Origin of the sequence: Nonomuraea sp. CA-218870 (assembly GCF_050936535.1) — a bacterium.
Taxonomy (GTDB): Bacteria; Actinomycetota; Actinomycetes; order Streptosporangiales; family Streptosporangiaceae; genus Nonomuraea; species Nonomuraea corallina.
On record NZ_JBNJMN010000001.1, the window covers coordinates 5,272,852 to 5,290,092 of the forward strand.

Consider the following 17,241-nt stretch of genomic DNA (forward strand, 5'->3'; position numbering starts at 1 on the left):
GCCCGCGTCTGCGGGCGGCGAGATCGCATCCGGGGTTTTCAGCGCGCGAGCGCTTCTCCGGAGACCGCGGCGCGCGAAGTCGTCACCTCACGAGAAGCTCATCTCCGACAGGCCCTTCTCCAGCGTCACGTCAGGCGAGTAGCCCAGCTCCTTCCTGGCGGCGGTGATGTCGTAGGAACGGTCACGGCCGGCGAAGCCGACCAGCCAGTTCGTCAGCGGCGGCGGCGTCTTCCGGCGGAGCAGGCGGGCCGTGCGGTCCATCATCGCCGCCATGGGCGCCGCCATCGCCAGAGGGACGCTGCGACTCTTGGACAGATCCACGCCGCGGGTCGCCAGCAAGGGAGTCAGGAAGTCTCGGATGGGCATCGGCGTGCCGTCCGTCACGTAGTAGATCCCCTGGTGGCGGCCCCGCGTGAGCGCGAGGATCGCGGCACCGGCCAGGTTCTCGACGTGTACGAAGTCGACGATGTGCCTGCCGTCGTCGATCCAGGCGAACCGTCCGCCCTCGGCGACCTCGACCATCTCGTTGATCGTCGTCATGCCACGGCCCCAGATGAACGGCGGGCGGAGCACCACCAGCTCGGTCTTCCCGCTGCGGGCTTTCAGGAGCGCGCGCTCGGTGGCCGGCTTGACCCGGCTGTAGGCGATGTTCGGCCGGCCCTCCGGCGTCGACTCGTCGACTCGTCGACGACGGGACGGCGTTGACTGCCCGTGGAGACGGACGCGGCGCTGATGAGCACGAAGCGTCGCACCCCGGCCGCGACGCTCGCGGCGTGCAGGGCGGCCGTCGGCAGATGATTGACCTGGTCGAAGAGCGAGTCGGGCCCCCAGAACTCCATGTGAGCCGCGACGTGCACGACCGCGTCGGCCTCCCGCAGCTTGGCGAGCCAGTTCGGCGCCGGCGAGCCGGTCCGGCCCAGCTCGGCGAGGTCGCCGGACACGGGTTCGGCGCCGGCCGCACGTACGCGCTGGCTGCCGGCGTCCGATCTGGCCAGCGCCGTGACGTCATGTCCCTCGGCCACGAGGCGGCGCACGAGAGTGCCGCCGACGAAACCGCTGCCGCCGGTGACGAAGATCTTCATGTGTTCACTCGTGGTGATTGAGTCCGGTGCTGCTCGGAATGCGACCTTCGGCCACTCGGATGCATAGACATCAAATAGTTCGATATCAATGCATCGATGTCTATGTAATCTCCCCTACGATGGGGACGTCAAGTGGGAGGTGGGCGATGCCACACGCGAACAAGGGCGTGACCGCAGCACAGGTCGCCGACGAGTTCAGCCGTACGGCGAAGGTTCTCGTACGTCACTTCAACGAGCGTCTGGGCGAGCACGGGGTGTCGACACCGAGATCCCGCCTGGTGGTGGAGGTGGCGCGTTCGCAGCCGGTACGTCTCACCGAACTCGCTCTCGCGGTCGGCATCGCGCAGGGGACCGCCTCCACCCTGGTCGACGCGCTCGTCCGCGACGGACTGCTCGAACGCCAGACCAGCGCGGACGACCGCCGGTCCGTACTTCTTCGAGTGACGGCGCAAGGGGCCGCACTGGCTCAGGACTGGACGGCAGGCTATGAACGGGCGGCGGAAGAGCTGTTCGGGCCACTCACCCCCGAGCAACTGTCGACACTGGTCGACATATTGCGGACGCTCACCGCCGACGAGGCGTCGGCCGCCGACGACTGAAGAAAGCCTGAACCCGCTCGACCATCGCCCACGTCGACCAGTTCGTCCCCGCCGAGCTGATCGTCCACGACGGCGACGAGGTGATCACCGCGTGCCTGGCCGAGCTCGGCCTGTGCTCGGCCGGCAAGTCCCCTGTGGCCCGCGAACTCGGCCGTCTGCTGGACGCGCCGGCCACCCACCTGGACACGGTCTAGCCGCGCGACGTCACCGGCGCGGGCTCGAGGGCGGCAGCCACCGACGCCTCGTCGTGACGGTTCGCGACACACCTGCGGACCTGCCGGACATGACCTAGGCATGAATGTCACTGACACCGAGCCTCCGGAGCGCACCCAGCGCTTCGGCCGCCTCTACGAGCAGACGTATGCCCCGTTGCTGCGGTTCGTCGAGCGTCGCGTCCACCCTTCTCACGCCGAGGACGTGGTCGCCGACGTGTTCCTCGTCGCTTGGCGGCGCCTGGACGACGTGCCGCCGGCGGTGGATGAGGCGCGGGCTTGGCTGTTCGGCGTCGCGCACCGCACACTCCGCAATGGGTTGCGGGCTGACCAGCGACGGCAGGCGCTCACCGTCCGCATCGCCGACGGCCGGCTGACCGGTGCCGCGCCGGCCGGGCTGGACCCCGAACTGGTGGCACGCCGGCTCGACCTCGTCCAGGCGTGGCGGCGGCTCAGTCCGATCCACCGGGAGACGCTCGCCTTGGCCGTGTGGGATGGCCTCACAGCCCCGCAAGCCGCGCGGGTACTCGGTATTTCCCCCGTCGCGTTCCGGCTTCGGCTCACCCGGGCCCGGCGTGCCCTGCGCCACCACACCGACGCGGCTCCCACTGCGAAAACCCAGCCCCTGACGACCGCCACCGACTCTCGGAGCACGCGATGAACGACATCCTCGACCGTACCCTGCGCGACCTCGACCCCGCTGTAACCCCTGCCGACCTCGACACCAGCACCGATCCCAAGGCTCGTTCCCTGCTGGCCCGGGTGGTCGCCACCGACCCGATGGGCGTGCCCGCACCGACGATCAGCAGCCGTCGCGTGCTCACTGCCCGGCGGCTCGCCATGGTGAGCGGAGGTGTGGCTGCCGGCATCGCGGCGGCGTTGCTGCTGCCCGGCGTGTTCGGCGGCGGCACGGCGATGGCAGCGTGGACCGCGACACCGCACACGGTGAGCGGTGACCGGGCCGCCGAGGCCCAGGAGAAGTGCCTCGATAACGCCCGGGACGACGCCAGGCGCACGACTGGGCGCGAGTTCGGTTTCCGACCCGTGGTGACCGAGGGGCGGGGGCCTTGGACGCTCGTCTACGTCAACGACGGTGGCAGCCACCTGGCCGAGATCACCTGCCTGCTCCGCGATGGCGACCTCGTCGGCTCGCATGGCAGCACGCCGGGGCCCGGCGCGCAGCCGCTTCCGCCTGCTCCGGCGGGATCGGCGCGGGCGTCCCTCGGCGCGGGCACGAGCTCGAGTGAGGAGAGCGTGCGTACGGTGACCGGCAGGGTCGGTGCCGGCGTGGTGGGCCTGGAACTCGCCACAGAGGCGAAGGGCAGCGTCACCGCGACCGTCACCGGCGGCTACTTCGCGGCCTGGTGGCCGGACGCACCGATGACGGAGGAGCGCGAGAACGCCTCACGCCGGGGCGGCGTCACGGGCGTCACGACCATCCTCCAGGACGGGTCGCGGCGCAGCGTCTCGCTCGAGGAGCTCACCGGCCGGACGAGCACGCAGGTGAACACCCCGGCCACGAGCGGCTCCGTAAAGCTCGACTGACCTGGCCATCCGCGGCGTTGCCCTGCCTCACGGCAGGTGGACGGACCACGGGCCGGCGGCCTCGTCCAGTTCGCCGGCCCGCGAGCGCGGCCTCAATCCTGGCGCAGCCCGAGCGCCTCGGCAGCCGTCTCCAGCGCGGCCAGGTGCTCGTCGACCGAGCCGAGCCCGGCTCCCATGGTGTTGACCGCGATGTGGGTGGCACCGGCCTCCCGCCACCGGCGCGCCAGCTCGGCCAGTTCCTGCGCACTGCCCGTCCAGTCGACCCGCCCTTCCATGCCGAGCGAGGCGGGATCGCGGCCCGCCTCGGCGGCGGCATCGTCGACGATCGCCTTGGCCTCATCCAGCTCCGGGCCCGGGGACATCTGCGGGAACCAGCCGTCGGCCAGCCTCCCGGCGCGGCGGTACGCCCGAGGTGAGTAGGCGCCGAACCAGACGGGGATCGGCCGCTGCACCGGCAGCGGGGCCAGTCCGGCTCCGGTCACCTTGTCGAAGGCACCCTCGAAGGTGATCGACGGCTCGGTCCAGAGCCTGCGCATCAACGCGACCTGCTCCTCGATGCGCCTGCCCCGGGTGGTGAAGTCCTGGCCGAGGGCTTCGTACTCGACATGGTTCCACCCGAGTCCCACGCCCAGCCGCAACCGGCCGGCGCTGAGCAGGTCGACCTCGGCCGCCTGCTTGGCCACCAGGGCCGTCTGGCGCTGGGGCAGGATGATGACGGAGGTGACGAGTTCGAGCGAGGTCAGGGCGGCAAGGTAGCCGAACAGGACCATCGGCTCGTGGAACGTGCTGCGCACGTCGTAGGGGCCACGCCAGCCCCGGTGAACCTCGGGGTCCGCCCCGACGACGTGGTCGTAGGCCATCACGTGCCGGAAGCCGAGCGCCTCGACTCCCTGCCCGTAGGCGCGCACGGCGCCCGTGTCCGCCCCGATCTCGGTCTGGGGAAAGACGACACCTATCCGCACTCTCGCTCCCGTCTCGTGCAAGCCGAACGTACCGACCATCATCGCGTGCGCTACCCCGGTCGAGCGCAAGCGACTGTCTCCGGTCGGCCCGTGTTCGTGAAACGGTCGCCCGGCGGCCGTGCTGGCGGCGGTCCGTCAGCACGGTGATGACGTGGCTGGTGTGTCCGGCCAGCGGGGCCAGAGCGTGACCTGCGACCCAGTCCTCGGCGGCGGCCGGTCTGGCGCGCGGCAGACACTGCCCGGCCCGGCCGCCGGGGACGGCGATCACATCGTGCGGCCGGCGGGACGCCGGTTCGGCGTCGTAGACACCCCGAGGGTGGCCATTCGTTCGCGGGGGACCGTAGGTTGGAGTCGTGTCAGTGGATCTTACTGTGTCGCTCCCCCGACCAATAACGTTGGCCACGATGCTGCAGAGCGCGACTCGAACCATGAAGTCTCTCCTGGAGATGAGCGCTGTGCCCACCATGGCCATTGGAGTGGGCCGGGAATATCAGGAGGGAACTCCCCGCTCGATGGGTAGAGCTCTGAATGATAACGAGCTGCACGCGCTGATGATCGGCGGAAGCATTCCCTCCGAGCCTACGGACGATCTCGGCGGCTCACTATTCTTCGAAGTGGAAATAGCCGGCCATCGGGATCGAGCGTGATTGCATATATTCGACAACCCATGGTTGCCGGAATTCGATGACGAGGGAACGCTGCCAGTAGTCGAAGCCATCGTCAGTCCTACCAGGACCGTAGTCGGAGTCGTGGTATCCCTCTCTGTGGCTCTAGGGGTGGCGATCGCGAGCGCGGGTAGAGTGGTCCAGGATGAGATTAAGGTGATGTCATCCGATCTCGATGATTTCGAGTCATTCATTGCCGAGTATGGACTAAAAGGGGGCGGAGGGAACTTCGTCGATCGGTGTGAGCATTTCCTGCGGCAGTTTCCCCAGCTCAACGGCTGTCCTCTGGACGTCTCGATGCACTGATAATCTGCAGGAATTCCAATGTCGAGGCATCCTGACTCGACATCCCGGACATCGGACGTGGGGCCGTCAGCCTAGGACCACGACCCAGCCGTTGGCGGTGCCGACATATATCGCGCCAACAGTTCCTTGCGTGGGGACGTCGCAGGGCGGACCACTCTTCATGAAGTCGGGCAGCCTGCCCCGCGAGAGGTTCTCGGCGTCTATGTAAAGCTCCACTCCCGTCTTAGCTCGTCGCCGAATCCCAGGACGAGATTGAACCCAACCGCTACGACTACCCGCACCTGCTCGCCTTCTGCGGGGTGTTCACGGACAGTTCCGGCCTTGGGCGCAAGAGGGACTGAAAGGATCGCTTCCCGGCGCGGCGTTGATCGTTTGCCGGACCGCCGAGCCTCCTCCCATGTGATGTGTGGAAGCGTGGTATTGGTGGATGAGCCAGACGCCGCCCGCCCGTTTGGCCACGATCGACAGGCATATCAGGTGGACGTCACCGGTAGCTGCGGTGAAGGTCACCTCCGCAAATCCGTGCACGGTCTCCTGGCTCAGCTGGCCACCGGATATCACCTTGACCTGTGCCGTCGTGCCGCGGGGGACCCTGGCGTAATAGTCGAAGATCTCCTGTGGACCGTGTCCCAGCTTCGGACTGATGCCCTGGAAAAGCGCGTCCTGGCTGAACAGGGCAGCGATCCCGGCCGGGCGGTGTGCGTTGAAGGCCTGCTGCCAGTCGTGGAGCAGCCTGGTGAGGACGTCTGTGGCCCTGGTGTCGGTCATCGCGGGGAACCTCCGTGCAGGGCTTCCCGCGTCCACTCGTGTCGCGGCTGCGTGTGCAGCTGCCAGTAGTGCTCGGCGATGTCGTCAGGGTCGAAGTCGGTACCTGGGGCGACCGGGCCCGCAACGGTGACGCTCGCCACGTGCACTCCGGCAGGGCCGTACTCCTGGTCGAGCAGGGTGACCAGGGTACGGACACCTGCCTTGCCTAGAGAGAGGCTCACGTACCGCGGCTTGGGCTCTGGCATACCGCCCGTGATGAGGATCGTTCCATGCCCGCGTGCCGCCATGGCGGGCGCGATGTGAGCCGCAGCGTTGAGCGCGCCAACCACGTTCACCGCCCAGGCCTCCAGATGGCCGCGTACTGACAGCTCGCCCGGCGCGTCCGCCTGGATGATCGCGGCGTTGTACACGACGACGTCCGGCACGCCGTGCTCGCGGACAACCTCGTCAAGCGCGGCCTTCAGCCCAGCCTGATCTGTGCTATCGGCCTTCAACGTGACAACGGGGACTCCACTGCGAGCAACCGCATTGGCCCCGGCACGCAACGTCCGGTCGCTCCGAGCGATCAGCGCTATCGGCAACCGCTCCCTGGCGAATTTCCGAGCCACCGCCTGCCCGATCCCCGGACCTGCACCAATGATCACGGCACCCGGCATTGTCTACTCCTTACTCTGTGGATCAGCGATACTCGGGACGGTAAGGCATCACATCCATGTGAAGGTCAAGGGGGACGGAACGGGATGCGGATCGGCGACCTGGCCCACAAGACCGGGGTGAACAGGCGACTGCTGCGCTACTACGAGGAGCAAGGCCTCCTCAGGCCGGTCCGGCTGGACAATAACTACCGCGAGTACACCGAGCCGGACATCGCGAAAGTGCGCCACATCCGCACCCTGCTCGCCGCCGGGCTTTCCACCGCCGTCATCTCCCGGGTTCTGCACTGCGTGCACGGAGCTGACGAACTGGTAGTGCCTTCCGGCTGCCCGACCTTCATCGACGACTTACGACGCGAACGGGCTCATATCGCCAAAATGATCAATCAGCTTGAGAGTTCGCAGGAGATCCTGGACTCGATCCTCGATGCGGCACTACAACAGCCAGCGGATGTGACGCCAAAACCCGCAAGTCACGCCTCACCCTAGAACTGCTCAACGTGGCAGCTCAGGCGGCTCCGCCCGGCGCAGCTCACGGACCTCCCGCACGAGCTCGGCGATCCGCTGCGCATCGGCTGTCGAGGCGCCTGGACGCCGTCCTCCACCGACCTCGGCCTGACGGACCCGGCCGCGCGACACCTCGCGGTGCACGCCGAGTTGCTGGCTACCCGGGCGATGGCACCCGGCGCGTCAGCCCTCTGCTCGCGGACCTTAAAGACCATCCGCACCGTACGCTCACGTACTTCCTGCGGGTACTTCCTGAGGGCCGGCATCGCGTGTGATCTCTCTTCCGCCAGCATGCCGACTTCGGAGGTCTCCAAGAAAGTCGGAGCGGAGCCTCTGCCTTTACGCCGTAGATCATCATCAAGGCACTGCCTGAGACGAGCTCGGGTGAAGGCACGTCTGTTGAACATCAGCCACCACGCGGGGTTACCGAACGAGTCCGCTGCCGGCCGTTGCGAGGCGGCGGAAGGAAGGCAGTGACGGCTCATCCGGGGGTCAGATCAGGGTCAGATGATCAAAAAAGCCGGACCCCGCTCTGGGAGTCCGGCTTCTGACCTGCTGCTATGTGGTGGGCGATACTGGGATCGAACCAGTGACCTCTTCGGTGTGAACGAAGCGCTCTCCCGCTGAGCTAATCGCCCGCCCTGCCCGGCCCCCGTAGGGCCCGACGGAGAAAACCATACCGCACTCCCGCACCCGCTGGCGAAACGGTAGGCGGCGGGGTGAGGATTCGGGGTGAAACGCGGCGGTTGCCCACCGCTGTGGCAGGCCCTTGGCATACCATCGTCGTGTCCCGGCTGTACGCCCGAGGTGATCAGGAGCAGGAACGATCACCGGCGGCCTCCTGGGCGAGATCCACAAGACGCAAAACCCTTGCAAATACGACCCGACTGATCCCGTTTAGCCTGGTAGATGCCTAAATGTCCAGCTGTGAGTTGCGTTACAGAAGGCCCTTGGAGCGGAATCTTTCCAAGAGGTTCCTTCGTTCCGCCGTCAGAGCTCGGACGCGGACGAAGTACGCCCGAGCAGTGATAGCCCCGTAGAGGGGACCTTCGACAAAAAGGTTTGGCTGACGATGAACAGCACCACCGTCTCCGCCGAGCTTGGCCTTCGGCTTGTGGTCCCCGACCGTACTACCGTCCCCCTGCTCGCCGGGCTGAGCTACACAGCCGACGATCCGTATGCCATCCGCATGGCCTTCCACGTAGGGAACGACGAACCGGTCGAGTGGATCTTCGCCCGTGAGTTGCTGACCGTCGGCATCGTGCGGCGGGTCGGCGACGGCGACGTGCAGGTGTGGCCCGCGCGCGCCGACGGCGAACGCACCCTGCACATCAGTCTGACCTCCCCCTTCGGGCAGGCGCTGTTCGAGGTGCCGCTGGCCCCGCTCACGGAGTTCCTGCACCGTACGTATGAGAAGGTGCCGGCGGGGCGGGAGACCGACTACATGGATCTGGACGCCGAGCTGTCCAACATGCTCTGGCCGAGCTGAGCACGCGACCGCCCCCCGTCAGCCGAGTTGGTCGAGGATCTTTCGCATCCTGGCGATCTCGATGCTCTGGCCCGCGTACACGTCTCGCGCCAGGAGCCGCATCCGCTGGTCCTTGCCTCCGGCCAGCGCCTCCTCCGCCATCTTGAGCGCGCCCTCGTGGTGCCTGATCATGAGCTGCAGGAACATGCGGTCGAAGGCGCCGGCCTCGGCCGCGCGCAGGGCCTTCAGCTCGTCCTCCGTCGCCATCCCGTACCCTTCCATGCCGCCGCCGTGGTCGTGACCGGACGGGACGCGGCGGCCCAGGCCGGTCAGCCACTCCGACATGATGGTGATCTCGGGCTGCTGGCTGATGGCGATCTGCTGGGCGAAGCCGAGCACGGACGCCGTGGTGGTGCGGCCGGCCGCCAGGCCGGCCATCTCCAGTGCCTGGCGGTGGTGGGGGATCATGCCTTCGGCGAAGCGCACGTCGGCCGCCGTGGGCGTGGGAGGCACCTGGCCGAGGCGTTCGCCAGGGGTCGCGGTGCGGGCCGTCGCGCCGGGGCCTTCTGGGACGATCACGGGGGCCTCGGTGCCGATCGCCGACGGCTGCTCGGGCTCGTCACCGCAGCCCGCCAGGGCGGCGGATGTCAGCAGAACTGTGACCCATAGCGCGCGCATTCCGGATCTCCCTGGCATAGCTTCCATACTGAGCTATCAGACGAGGGGGCAGGCGTGATCTTCGCCAAGGTTCGACGGGCCGCGCTGGGGGCGGCCTTCCTGCTGGTCACCGCATGTGCCGCGAGCCCCGAGCCGGAAGGGGACGCGTCGCCGCCGGCCAGCGGGCAACCGCAGACGTCGGCGAGCCAGGCCGCGCCCGGCGAGGTGCTGACGAGCGACAACGTCACGCACGTGGTGAACGTGCCGCGCACCGCCCCCCTCAACGGCCCGATGGACTGGAACACCGACCTGGCCTTCCAGGGCGACTACCTCTACATGGGCAACTTCGGCGGTTTCTCGATCTTCGACATCAGCGAGCCGACCACCCCGAAGATCGTCAGCCAGGTGTCCTGCCCCGCCCAGCAGAACGACGTGTCGGTGTACGAGAACCTGCTGATCCTGTCGATCGACGCGCCGCGCAGCGGCGAGGACTGCGACTCCACCGAGAGCCAGGCCTCGTGGGAGGGCCTGCGGATCTTCGACGTCAGCGACAAGAAGAGCCCGAAGTACGTCGGAGCCGTCGCCACCGAGTGCGGCTCGCACACCCACACGATGGTGCCCAAGGACGGCAAGCTGTTCGTGTACGTCTCCTCCCCCGGCCCCGAGCCTTCGTCCGAGACCTGCCCGCCGCCGCACCAGCTGCTGCAGATCGTGGAGGTGCCGCTGGACGACCCGAAGTCGGCCAAGGTGGTGGCCAGCCCCGAGATCCCGATCGAGGGCCAGGGTGAGGCCACCGGCTGCCACGACATCACCGCCTACCCCGAGAAGAACCTGGCCGCGGCCGCCTGCTTCGGCGACGGCTTCCTGCTCGACATCACCGACCCGGTGAGCCCCAAGCTCATCCAGCAGGTCACCGACGATGAGAACTTCCAGATCTGGCACTCGGCCACGTTCAACAACGACGCCACCAAGGTGCTGTTCACCGACGAGCTGGGCGGCGGCTCGGCCCCGACCTGCACCCCGGCGGTCCCCGCCACCAAGGGCGCGAACGCCGTGTACGACATCGTGGACGGCAAGCTGGAGAAGCGCGGCTACTTCAAGATCCCGCGTGAGCAGCAGGAGACCGAGAACTGCGTCGCCCACAACGGCTCGCTGCTGCCGATCCCGGGCAAGGACATCATGGTGCAGGCGTGGTATCAGGGCGGCGTCTCGTTCCTCGACTTCACCGACTCCGCCAACCCGAAGGAGATCGGCTTCTTCGAGCGCGGCCCGTACCCGGAGGACGGGATCGCCGGCTCCTGGTCGGCGTACTACTACAACGGGTACGTGTACTCGGCCGACATCCAGATGGGCCTGGACGTGCTGAAGATCGACGATCCGCTGACGGACCCGGCCAAGGACGTGAAGATGGACGACTTCAACGTCCAGACCCAGAAGAGCTACTGAGCCGGTGAGCGGCTCGGCGCCGGCCGGGCCGCTCACGCGCGGGATCAGGGGTCGAGGTCGGCGGCGGCCCGCTCGGCGAACACCCGCATGGCCTGGGCGGTGACGGGGCCGAGGGCGGCGGGCAGCGCGGTGTCGTCGACGCGGGCGATCGGCTGGACGTCGCGCGTGGTGGACGTGAGGAACGCCTCCTCGGCCGTGTAGAGCGACGACAGCGGCACGTCCATCTCCTTGGCCCCGAACCACTCGATGACCAGCGCCCGGGTGACGCCCGCCAGGCAGCCGGCGTCGAGCGTCGGGGTGAGCAGCTGGCCGTCGCGGACGATGAAGACGTTGGAGCCGGTGCCCTCGCACAGGTTGCCGGCCAGGTTGCCGAAGATCGCCTCGCCGCCGCCGCGGGCCTTGGCGTAGGCCAGCGCCTTGGCGTTGTCGCCGTAGGAGGTGCTCTTGACGCCGGACAGGGCGCCGCGTTCGTTGCGCGGCCAGGGCACGACGGTGACGTCGGCGGCGGCGGGGAACGGCTTCTGCTCGTCGACGATCACGACCGAGGTGGCGCCCTGGTTTCCGCGGTCGGAGCCGAGCGGGCCGGGGCCGCTGGTGTAGGTGACGCGGACGCGGCCGAGCGGCCAGGCGGGGGCGGCGGCCAGGCACCGGGCGATGCCGTCGGCGATGGCCTCCAGGTCGGGCTCGGGCAGGTCCATGCGCTGGGCCGAGAGCTTGAGCCGGTCGAGGTGGCGGGTGAGCGCGAAGGACCGGCCATTTACGATCTTGATGGTCTCGAACACGCCGTCGCCGACCATCAGTCCGTGGTCGAACACCGAGACGGTGGCCTGCGCGGGGTCGAGAAGCTCCCCGTTGACCCAGACAGGGACGTTCATCGATTTCCTCCTGAGGATGCCAGTGTGATGAGCCGGGACGCCTTGAGCTCGGTCTCGGACCATTCGCGCCCGGGGTCGCTCCCCCAGGTGATGCCCGCTCCGGTGCCGAAGCGGATCTGGCCGGAGCCGATCCAGAACGTGCGGATGCCGACGGCCAGCGCCGCCGTGCGCCGGTCGGCGTCGACCCAGCCCACCGCCCCACAGTAGGGCCCGCGGGGCTCGGGTTCGAGCTCATTGATGATGCGCAGGGCCGACGATTTCGGCGCGCCGGTGACCGAGCCGGGCGGGAACGTGGCGGCGAACAGCTCGGCCCAGCCCGCGCCGGGCTCCAGCCGGGCCCGGACGGTGGAGACGAGGTGGACGAGGCCGGGGTGCTCCTCGACGGCGCACAGCTCGGGCACCTCGACGCTGCCGGTGGCGGCGACCCGGCCCAGGTCGTTGCGGACCAGGTCGACGATCATCACGTTCTCCGCGTAGTCCTTGTCCAGCAGGTCGGCGGCGGTGGCGCCGGTGCCCTTGATGGGCCGGGACTCGACCACGTCGCCGTCGCGCGACAGGTAGAGCTCGGGCGAGGCGGAGATCACGTCGAGGCCGGGCAGGTGGACGACGGCGGCGTGCGGGGCGGGGTTGCCGGCGGCCAGGCGGGCGGCGAGCGCCAGCGGGTCGGCCCCGGCCGCCAGCGGCGCGGTGAGGACACGGCAGAGGTTGGCCTGGTAGACCTCGCCCCGCTCGATGGCGGCGCGGATGGCGCGCACGCCGCGCTCGTAGGCGGCCCGGTCGAGCGAGCTGCGCCACTCCTCGGGGCGCGGGCCGGGCCAGGGGCCGCGCGGCGCGGGCAGCGGGGCGCGGCGCACCCGGTCGAAGCGGGCGCAGGTGACCTTGCCCTCGTAGCCGACGACGACGGCCCACCAGCCTTCGCCGTCGAGCGCGGCGAGGTCGGTCGTCACGTCGCGCAACCCGGTGGCGAGCCGGCCGCCTACATGCGCGTAACCGTCGTACACGCCTGCCATTCTCCCAGCATTCCGGCGAGCTCCGTCGCGGCCGGGAGCGCCGGTTCCGGGAGGATCGCGTACACGGTGCGGGTGGGCATCTGGCCGCGCAGGCGGCGCAGGACGAGCGAGGACGGCACGGCGCGGGCGGCCAGTTCGGGCACGAGCGTGACGCCGAGCCCGGCGGCGACGAAGCCGAACTTGCCTGACCACTCGGCGACCCGCAGCCCGCCGCGCGGGGTGAACCCGGCGGCGGCGCACGCGGCCAGGAGCAGGGTGGGCCGGCCGCGCGGGGCGGCTTCGATCCACCGCTCGCCGGCCAGCTCGCGCAGGTCGACGTCGTCCTCGCCGGCCAGCCGGTGGTCGCGGGGCAGCGCGACCAGGAGGCGGTCCCGCAGCAGCGGGACCAGGCGCAGGTCGCCGGGCGGGGTGACCAGGTAGTCGCTGATCACGGCCAGGTCGAGCGCCCCGGCGTGCAGGCGCTCGACGAGGTGCGGGCTGAGCCCTTCGATCACTCGCAGGTCGACGCCGGGGCGGCGGTCGGCGAACCGTCTCAGGGTGGCGGGCAGCAGGTCGGCGTTCGCGGTGGCGAACGAGCCGACGCGCAGGGTGCCGCCGCTGCCGCGGTGCAGCGCGGTCAGCTCCTCCCCCGCCCGGTCGAGCCGGTCGAGGACGTCGGCGGCGTGCCGGTGCAGCAGGTGTCCGGCGGAGGTGAGCCGTACGCCCCGGGGCAGGCGTTCGAACAGCGGCCCGCCGGCGGCGCGTTCGAGCGCGGCGACACGGCGGGAGACGGCGGACTGGGTGTAGCCGAGCAGTTCGGCGGCGGCGGTGAACGACCCGCTCCTGGCGACCTCGTCGAACAGGCGCAGGGTCGCGGTGTCGAAGGCATTCGTGTCCAGCATGGCTGCCATGCAATCTAGTCGGTGGTGGAATACCGTGCGCTCGGTTTCACTGTGGGACGTGATTGCATTTCTCGGACAGGGACGCATGGGCGTCCCCATGGCCCGGCGGCTCACGGCGGCCGGGCATCAGGTGACCACGTGGCGGCGCGGGACCGGGGTGACGGCCGCCGAGGCGGTCGAGGGCGCGGACCTCGTCATCACGATGCTGCGGGACCCGGCCGCGGTGCGCGAGGTGCTGACGGCGGTGCGGCCGGGGCTGCGGCCGGGGGCGACGGTGGTGGAGATGTCCACGATCGGCCCGGAGGAGGTGCGTGGGCTGCGCGACCTGCTGCCGCCGGAGGTGGGGCTGGTGGACGCGCCCGTGCTGGGCAGCGTCGGCCCGGCGGCCGACGGCACGCTGACGGTGCTGGCGGGCGGGGACGTCTCCGGCTGCCGGGCGGTGCTGGAGGTGTTCGGCGCCGTGCGCGAGTGCGGCCCGCTCGGGTCCGGCGCAGCGCTCAAGCTGGCCGTCATGAGCGCGCTCGTGCCCGCCCAGGTGCTGGTGGCCGAGACGCTCGCGTACGGGGCCGCGCACGGGGTGGAACGCGCGGCGCTGATGGAGGTGCTGGCGGGCACTCCGCTCGGCCGGGTGGCGGAGCGGCTGCGCGAGCCCGCGCGGGAGACCCGTTACGCGCTCGCGCTGGCGGCCAAGGACCTGGGGCTGGCCGCGTGGCCGGGGGCGACGCTGGCCGCCGCCGCCCACCGGCGGCTGCGCGCGGCGGAGACGGCGGGCCTGGGTGAGCGCGACCTGACCGTCATCGCGGAGCACGTGGCGGAGGACGACGTGGAGCACGACACGGAACGGGACGCCGGGGGGCGGCGGGCGGGCAGGGCCGTGCCGCTCAACCCGGCCACCGTGCCGGCCACGAACGGGATGTACTCGCACGCGGTCCGCGTCGGCGACACCCTCTACGTGTCCGGCCAGGCGGCCTTCGACGAGGAGGGCCGCCTGGTCGGCGAGGGGTCGATGGCCGAGCAGGCCGAGCACGTCTTCCGGTGTCTCGGCGCGATCCTCGCCGACCAGGGCGCGGGGTTCGGCGACATCGCGTTCCTGCGCACGTACCTGACCGACATGGGCGACCGCGCCGAGTACGGGCGGGTGCGCAGGAAGTACATCACCGGCACGCCCCCGGCCAGCACGACCGTGGAGGTCTCGAAGCTGTTCATGCCGGGGCTGCTGCTGGAGGTGGACGCGATCGTCGCGCTGCCTTCCTAGGCGAGCGGGCCGGTGACGGACTCGGCCGCCGCCACCACGCCGCCCTCGGCCACGAGCCGCACCGCCGCGTCGATCTCCGGCGCGAGGAACCGGTCGGGTCCCGGCCCCGGCACGCTCTCGCGCAGCGCCCCGACGACGGCGGCGGTCGCCGGGGCGGGCGTGAGCGGGCGGCGCAGGTCGAGGGCGCGGGCGGCGGTGAGCACCTCGACGGCCAGGACGCGGGTGAGCCCGTCGACCGAGCGGCGCAGCTTGCGGGCCGCCGACCAGCCCATGGAGACGTGGTCCTCCTGCATGGCGCTGCTCGGGATGGAGTCGACGCTGGCGGGCACGGCCAGCCGCTTCAGCTCCGAGACGATCGCGGCCTGCGTGTACTGGGCGATCATGTGCCCGGAGTCGACGCCGGGGTCGTCGGCCAGGAACGCGGGCAGGCCGTGGTTGCGCGCCACGTCCAGGAAGCGGTCGGTGCGCCGCTCGGACATGGAGGCCAGGTCCGCGGCCACGATGGCGAGGAAGTCCAGCACGTACGCGAGCGGCGCGCCGTGGAAGTTGCCGTTGGACTCGACCCGGCCGTCGTCGAGCACGGCCGGGTTGTCGACCGCGCCGGCCAGTTCGCGCGCCGCGACGGCAGCGGCGTGCGCGATCGTGTCGCGGGCGGCCCCGGCGACCTGCGGGGCGCAGCGCAGCGAGTAGGCGTCCTGGACGCGGGTGCACGCCCCGGGGTCGCGGTGGCTGGCCATGATGCCGGAGCCGGCCAGGATCCTGACCATGTTGGCGGCGGCCGCGGCCTGGCCGGGGTGCGGGCGCAGGGCCTGCAGCTCGGGGGCGAACACGCGGTCGGTGCCGAGCAGCGCCTCGACGCTCATCGCGGCGCTGACGTCGGCCGTCTTGGCGAGCCCGGTCAGGTCGGCGATGGCCAGGACGAGCATGCCGAGCATGCCGTCGGTGCCGTTGATGAGGGCCAGGCCCTCCTTGGCGGCCAGTTCGACCGGTTCGATCGCGGCCTGCTTCAACGCCTCGGCGGCCGGCATCGGCTTTCCTGAGCCGTCGCGTACGACTCCCTCGCCCATCAGCGTGAGGGCGACGTGGGCGAGCGGCGCGAGGTCGCCCGAGCAGCCGAGGCTGCCGTACTCGTGCACCACCGGCGTGATGCCCGCGCTGAGCAGCGCGGCGAGGGTCTTGGCCGTGGTCGGGCGGATGCCGGTGTGGCCGGTGGCGAGCGTGTGCAGGCGCAGCAGCATGAGCGCGCGCACCACCTCGGTCTCCACCTCGGGGCCGCTGCCCGCGGCGTGCGAGCGCACCAGCGAGCGCTGCAGCCGGGCGCGGAGTGCCGGGTCGATGTGGCGGGTGGCGAGCGCGCCGAACCCGGTCGAGATCCCGTACGCGGGGACGGGGGCCTCGGCCAGGTCGTCCACGCGCTGGCGGGCGGCCGAGACCGCGGCCATCGCGTCGTCGGTGAGCCGGACGGGGGCGCCGTGGCGGGCCACCCTGATGACGTCGTCGAAGGTGAGGGGTTCGGGACCGACGTTCACGACCTCGTTGTCGCGCATGATGTGCTTCTCCCGTTCAGGTAACCGGCGAATGCGATGTTAGCTCCTTACCGGTGAACAGCGCGGCCAGCCCTTCCCGTCCCTCTCCGGTGAGCACGACCGCCCGCGGCAGGCTGCCCCTGCGGTACCAGCCGCGCTCCAGCAGCACCGCGGTGACCGCGGCGCCGAGCGCGCCGCCGAGGTGGGGCCGGCGCTCGGTCCAGTCCAGGCATTCCGGGGCGAACCTGCGCCTGGCCCGGCGTGCCCGCGCGACGTCCACGCCCAGCCCGGCCAGCAGCCGCTCGCCCTGCGGGGTGACCCGCTCGCCGTCCAGGCAGCCGTGCCCGCGCAGCGCGTCCAGCAGCGCCACGCCGGCCCGCCCGGCGAGGTGGTCGTAGCAGGTGCGCGCCTCCTCCAGCAGCCGGGCCTGCCGTGACTGCCGCAGTGACCGCACGGGCGGCCGCGCGCTGATCCTGGCGAGCACTTCCAGCACCTCCGCGATCTCGTGTCCGGCCAGCCGGTAGTAGCGGTGGCGGCCCTGCCGGGTCACCTCGACCAGCCCGCCGTCGAGCAGCCGGGCCAGGTGGGAGCTGGCGGTGGCCGGGCTCACCCCGGCCGTCCGGGCCAGTTCGCCGGCGGCCAGGGCGCGCCCGCCGAGCAGCGCCGTCAGGATCGCCGCCCTGGCCGGGTCGGCGATGAGCGCCGCGACCGGCGCGATGTCGGCATCGGTGTGACGGTCCATGTGGCGACGGTAGCCCAGGCACGTTTCGGCTCCGGTCGAACCGTCAACCCGCCTACCCGGGGGCTCGCCGCCCATGCTCCTC

At 70.5% G+C, this 17,241-nt stretch carries 16 protein-coding genes, 1 tRNA gene and 1 pseudogene; 7 read left to right on the top strand and 11 right to left on the bottom strand.

The window, feature by feature from the left end; genetic code table 11:
• Positions 1 to 87: 87 nt before the first annotated feature.
• A pseudogene (locus ACQEUU_RS25335) lies at positions 88 to 1,082 on the bottom strand (NAD-dependent epimerase/dehydratase family protein).
• Between the two features lie 146 nt (positions 1,083 to 1,228).
• Between ACQEUU_RS25335 and ACQEUU_RS25340 the strand changes: the two are divergent.
• The 3 genes from ACQEUU_RS25340 to ACQEUU_RS25350 all read left to right on the top strand — a co-directional run bounded on the left by ACQEUU_RS25340 (position 1,229) and on the right by ACQEUU_RS25350 (position 3,438).
• Entirely contained in the window at positions 1,229 to 1,681 is a 453-nt protein-coding gene (locus ACQEUU_RS25340; RefSeq protein WP_270157335.1) for a MarR family winged helix-turn-helix transcriptional regulator, read from the top strand.
• A 294-nt stretch (positions 1,682 to 1,975) separates the two neighbouring features.
• Positions 1,976 to 2,554 (top strand): RNA polymerase sigma factor, encoded by a 579-nt coding sequence (locus ACQEUU_RS25345; RefSeq protein ID WP_433070263.1) that lies wholly within the window; start codon positions 1,976 to 1,978, stop codon positions 2,552 to 2,554.
• On the top strand, positions 2,551 to 3,438 hold the full coding sequence (locus ACQEUU_RS25350) for a hypothetical protein (protein WP_433070265.1): 888 nt from the start codon (positions 2,551 to 2,553) through the stop codon (positions 3,436 to 3,438). The genes ACQEUU_RS25345 and ACQEUU_RS25350 overlap by 4 nt, the downstream gene beginning before the upstream one ends.
• A 92-nt stretch (positions 3,439 to 3,530) precedes the next feature.
• On the opposite strand, the gene ACQEUU_RS25355 is transcribed toward ACQEUU_RS25350, so the two are convergent.
• The 3 genes from ACQEUU_RS25355 to ACQEUU_RS25365 form a co-directional block, all read right to left on the bottom strand.
• A complete protein-coding gene (locus ACQEUU_RS25355) occupies positions 3,531 to 4,400 on the bottom strand; it encodes an LLM class F420-dependent oxidoreductase (protein WP_270157339.1) in 870 nt (289 codons plus the stop codon).
• A gap of 1,274 nt (positions 4,401 to 5,674) precedes the next feature.
• Positions 5,675 to 6,139: a YybH family protein gene (locus ACQEUU_RS25360; protein ID WP_270157341.1), complete on the bottom strand. Its 465-nt coding sequence runs from the start codon at positions 6,137 to 6,139 to the stop codon at positions 5,675 to 5,677.
• Positions 6,136 to 6,795, bottom strand: a complete 660-nt coding sequence (locus ACQEUU_RS25365; RefSeq protein WP_270157342.1) for an SDR family NAD(P)-dependent oxidoreductase — start codon at positions 6,793 to 6,795, stop codon at positions 6,136 to 6,138. Before ACQEUU_RS25365 ends, ACQEUU_RS25360 begins: the two co-directional genes overlap by 4 nt.
• 84 nt (positions 6,796 to 6,879) lie before the next feature.
• Between ACQEUU_RS25365 and ACQEUU_RS25370 the strand changes: the two genes are divergently transcribed.
• Complete coding sequence (locus ACQEUU_RS25370) at positions 6,880 to 7,281, top strand: MerR family transcriptional regulator (protein WP_270157343.1); 402 nt, start codon at positions 6,880 to 6,882, stop codon at positions 7,279 to 7,281.
• Between the two features lie 581 nt (positions 7,282 to 7,862).
• Here ACQEUU_RS25370 and ACQEUU_RS25375 read toward each other — a convergent pair.
• Positions 7,863 to 7,937 (bottom strand) — tRNA-Val (locus ACQEUU_RS25375).
• Between the two features lie 434 nt (positions 7,938 to 8,371).
• Between ACQEUU_RS25375 and ACQEUU_RS25380 the strand changes: the two genes are divergently transcribed.
• Positions 8,372 to 8,788 carry an SsgA family sporulation/cell division regulator gene (locus ACQEUU_RS25380; RefSeq protein WP_270157344.1) on the top strand — a complete coding sequence of 139 codons (417 nt, stop codon included), beginning with the start codon at positions 8,372 to 8,374 and terminating at the stop codon, positions 8,786 to 8,788.
• Between the two features lie 18 nt (positions 8,789 to 8,806).
• Here the strand turns inward: ACQEUU_RS25380 and ACQEUU_RS25385 are convergent, their stop codons facing one another.
• Positions 8,807 to 9,445, bottom strand: coding sequence for a DUF305 domain-containing protein (locus ACQEUU_RS25385; protein WP_270157346.1), 639 nt, complete (start codon positions 9,443 to 9,445; stop codon positions 8,807 to 8,809).
• Between the two features lie 54 nt (positions 9,446 to 9,499).
• Here ACQEUU_RS25385 and ACQEUU_RS25390 point away from each other — a divergent pair, with 54 nt between their 5' ends.
• A complete protein-coding gene (locus ACQEUU_RS25390; RefSeq protein WP_433070271.1) occupies positions 9,500 to 10,870 on the top strand; it encodes an LVIVD repeat-containing protein in 1,371 nt (456 codons plus the stop codon).
• 44 nt (positions 10,871 to 10,914) lie between these two features.
• On the opposite strand, the gene ACQEUU_RS25395 is transcribed toward ACQEUU_RS25390, so the two are convergent.
• Genes ACQEUU_RS25395 through ACQEUU_RS25405 form a run of 3 tightly spaced genes read right to left on the bottom strand, consistent with a single transcriptional unit; the run spans position 10,915 to position 13,636 of the window.
• Positions 10,915 to 11,745, bottom strand: coding sequence for an aminotransferase class IV (locus tag ACQEUU_RS25395; RefSeq protein WP_433070273.1), 831 nt, complete (start codon positions 11,743 to 11,745; stop codon positions 10,915 to 10,917).
• Positions 11,742 to 12,755: a chorismate-binding protein gene (locus tag ACQEUU_RS25400; protein ID WP_433070276.1), complete on the bottom strand. Its 1,014-nt coding sequence runs from the start codon at positions 12,753 to 12,755 to the stop codon at positions 11,742 to 11,744. The genes ACQEUU_RS25395 and ACQEUU_RS25400 overlap by 4 nt, the downstream gene beginning before the upstream one ends.
• Positions 12,722 to 13,636: a LysR family transcriptional regulator gene (locus ACQEUU_RS25405; RefSeq protein WP_433070279.1), complete on the bottom strand. Its 915-nt coding sequence runs from the start codon at positions 13,634 to 13,636 to the stop codon at positions 12,722 to 12,724. Before ACQEUU_RS25405 ends, ACQEUU_RS25400 begins: the two co-directional genes overlap by 34 nt.
• A gap of 58 nt (positions 13,637 to 13,694) precedes the next feature.
• On the opposite strand from ACQEUU_RS25405, the gene ACQEUU_RS25410 reads away from it, so the two are divergent.
• Positions 13,695 to 14,891, top strand: coding sequence for a Rid family hydrolase (locus tag ACQEUU_RS25410; protein ID WP_433070281.1), 1,197 nt, complete (start codon positions 13,695 to 13,697; stop codon positions 14,889 to 14,891).
• Here the strand turns inward: ACQEUU_RS25410 and hutH are convergent.
• Positions 14,888 to 16,438, bottom strand: coding sequence for a histidine ammonia-lyase (hutH, locus tag ACQEUU_RS25415; protein WP_433070284.1), 1,551 nt, complete (start codon positions 16,436 to 16,438; stop codon positions 14,888 to 14,890). The genes ACQEUU_RS25410 and hutH overlap by 4 nt on opposite strands.
• A gap of 16 nt (positions 16,439 to 16,454) precedes the next feature.
• Positions 16,455 to 17,159: an ArsR/SmtB family transcription factor gene (locus ACQEUU_RS25420; RefSeq protein WP_433070287.1), complete on the bottom strand. Its 705-nt coding sequence runs from the start codon at positions 17,157 to 17,159 to the stop codon at positions 16,455 to 16,457.
• Positions 17,160 to 17,241: the final 82 nt, after the last annotated feature.

Excerpts from the sequence above, each read along its gene's own strand:
- ACQEUU_RS25405 (WP_433070279.1), bottom strand. The coding sequence starts at position 13,636 with ATGCTGGACACGAATGCCTTCGACACCGCGACCCTGCGCCTGTTCGAC.
- ACQEUU_RS25370 (WP_270157343.1), top strand. The coding sequence starts at position 6,880 with ATGCGGATCGGCGACCTGGCCCACAAGACCGGGGTGAACAGGCGACTG.
- ACQEUU_RS25395 (WP_433070273.1), bottom strand. The coding sequence starts at position 11,745 with ATGAACGTCCCTGTCTGGGTCAACGGGGAGCTTCTCGACCCCGCGCAG.
- ACQEUU_RS25350 (WP_433070265.1), top strand. The coding sequence starts at position 2,551 with ATGAACGACATCCTCGACCGTACCCTGCGCGACCTCGACCCCGCTGTA.
- ACQEUU_RS25365 (WP_270157342.1), bottom strand. The coding sequence starts at position 6,795 with ATGCCGGGTGCCGTGATCATTGGTGCAGGTCCGGGGATCGGGCAGGCG.
- ACQEUU_RS25340 (WP_270157335.1), top strand. The coding sequence starts at position 1,229 with ATGCCACACGCGAACAAGGGCGTGACCGCAGCACAGGTCGCCGACGAG.
- hutH (WP_433070284.1), bottom strand. The coding sequence starts at position 16,438 with ATGCGCGACAACGAGGTCGTGAACGTCGGTCCCGAACCCCTCACCTTC.
- ACQEUU_RS25385 (WP_270157346.1), bottom strand. The coding sequence starts at position 9,445 with ATGCGCGCGCTATGGGTCACAGTTCTGCTGACATCCGCCGCCCTGGCG.
- ACQEUU_RS25360 (WP_270157341.1), bottom strand. The coding sequence starts at position 6,139 with ATGACCGACACCAGGGCCACAGACGTCCTCACCAGGCTGCTCCACGAC.
- ACQEUU_RS25380 (WP_270157344.1), top strand. The coding sequence starts at position 8,372 with ATGAACAGCACCACCGTCTCCGCCGAGCTTGGCCTTCGGCTTGTGGTC.
- ACQEUU_RS25400 (WP_433070276.1), bottom strand. The coding sequence starts at position 12,755 with ATGGCAGGCGTGTACGACGGTTACGCGCATGTAGGCGGCCGGCTCGCC.
- ACQEUU_RS25420 (WP_433070287.1), bottom strand. The coding sequence starts at position 17,159 with ATGGACCGTCACACCGATGCCGACATCGCGCCGGTCGCGGCGCTCATC.
- ACQEUU_RS25345 (WP_433070263.1), top strand. The coding sequence starts at position 1,976 with ATGAATGTCACTGACACCGAGCCTCCGGAGCGCACCCAGCGCTTCGGC.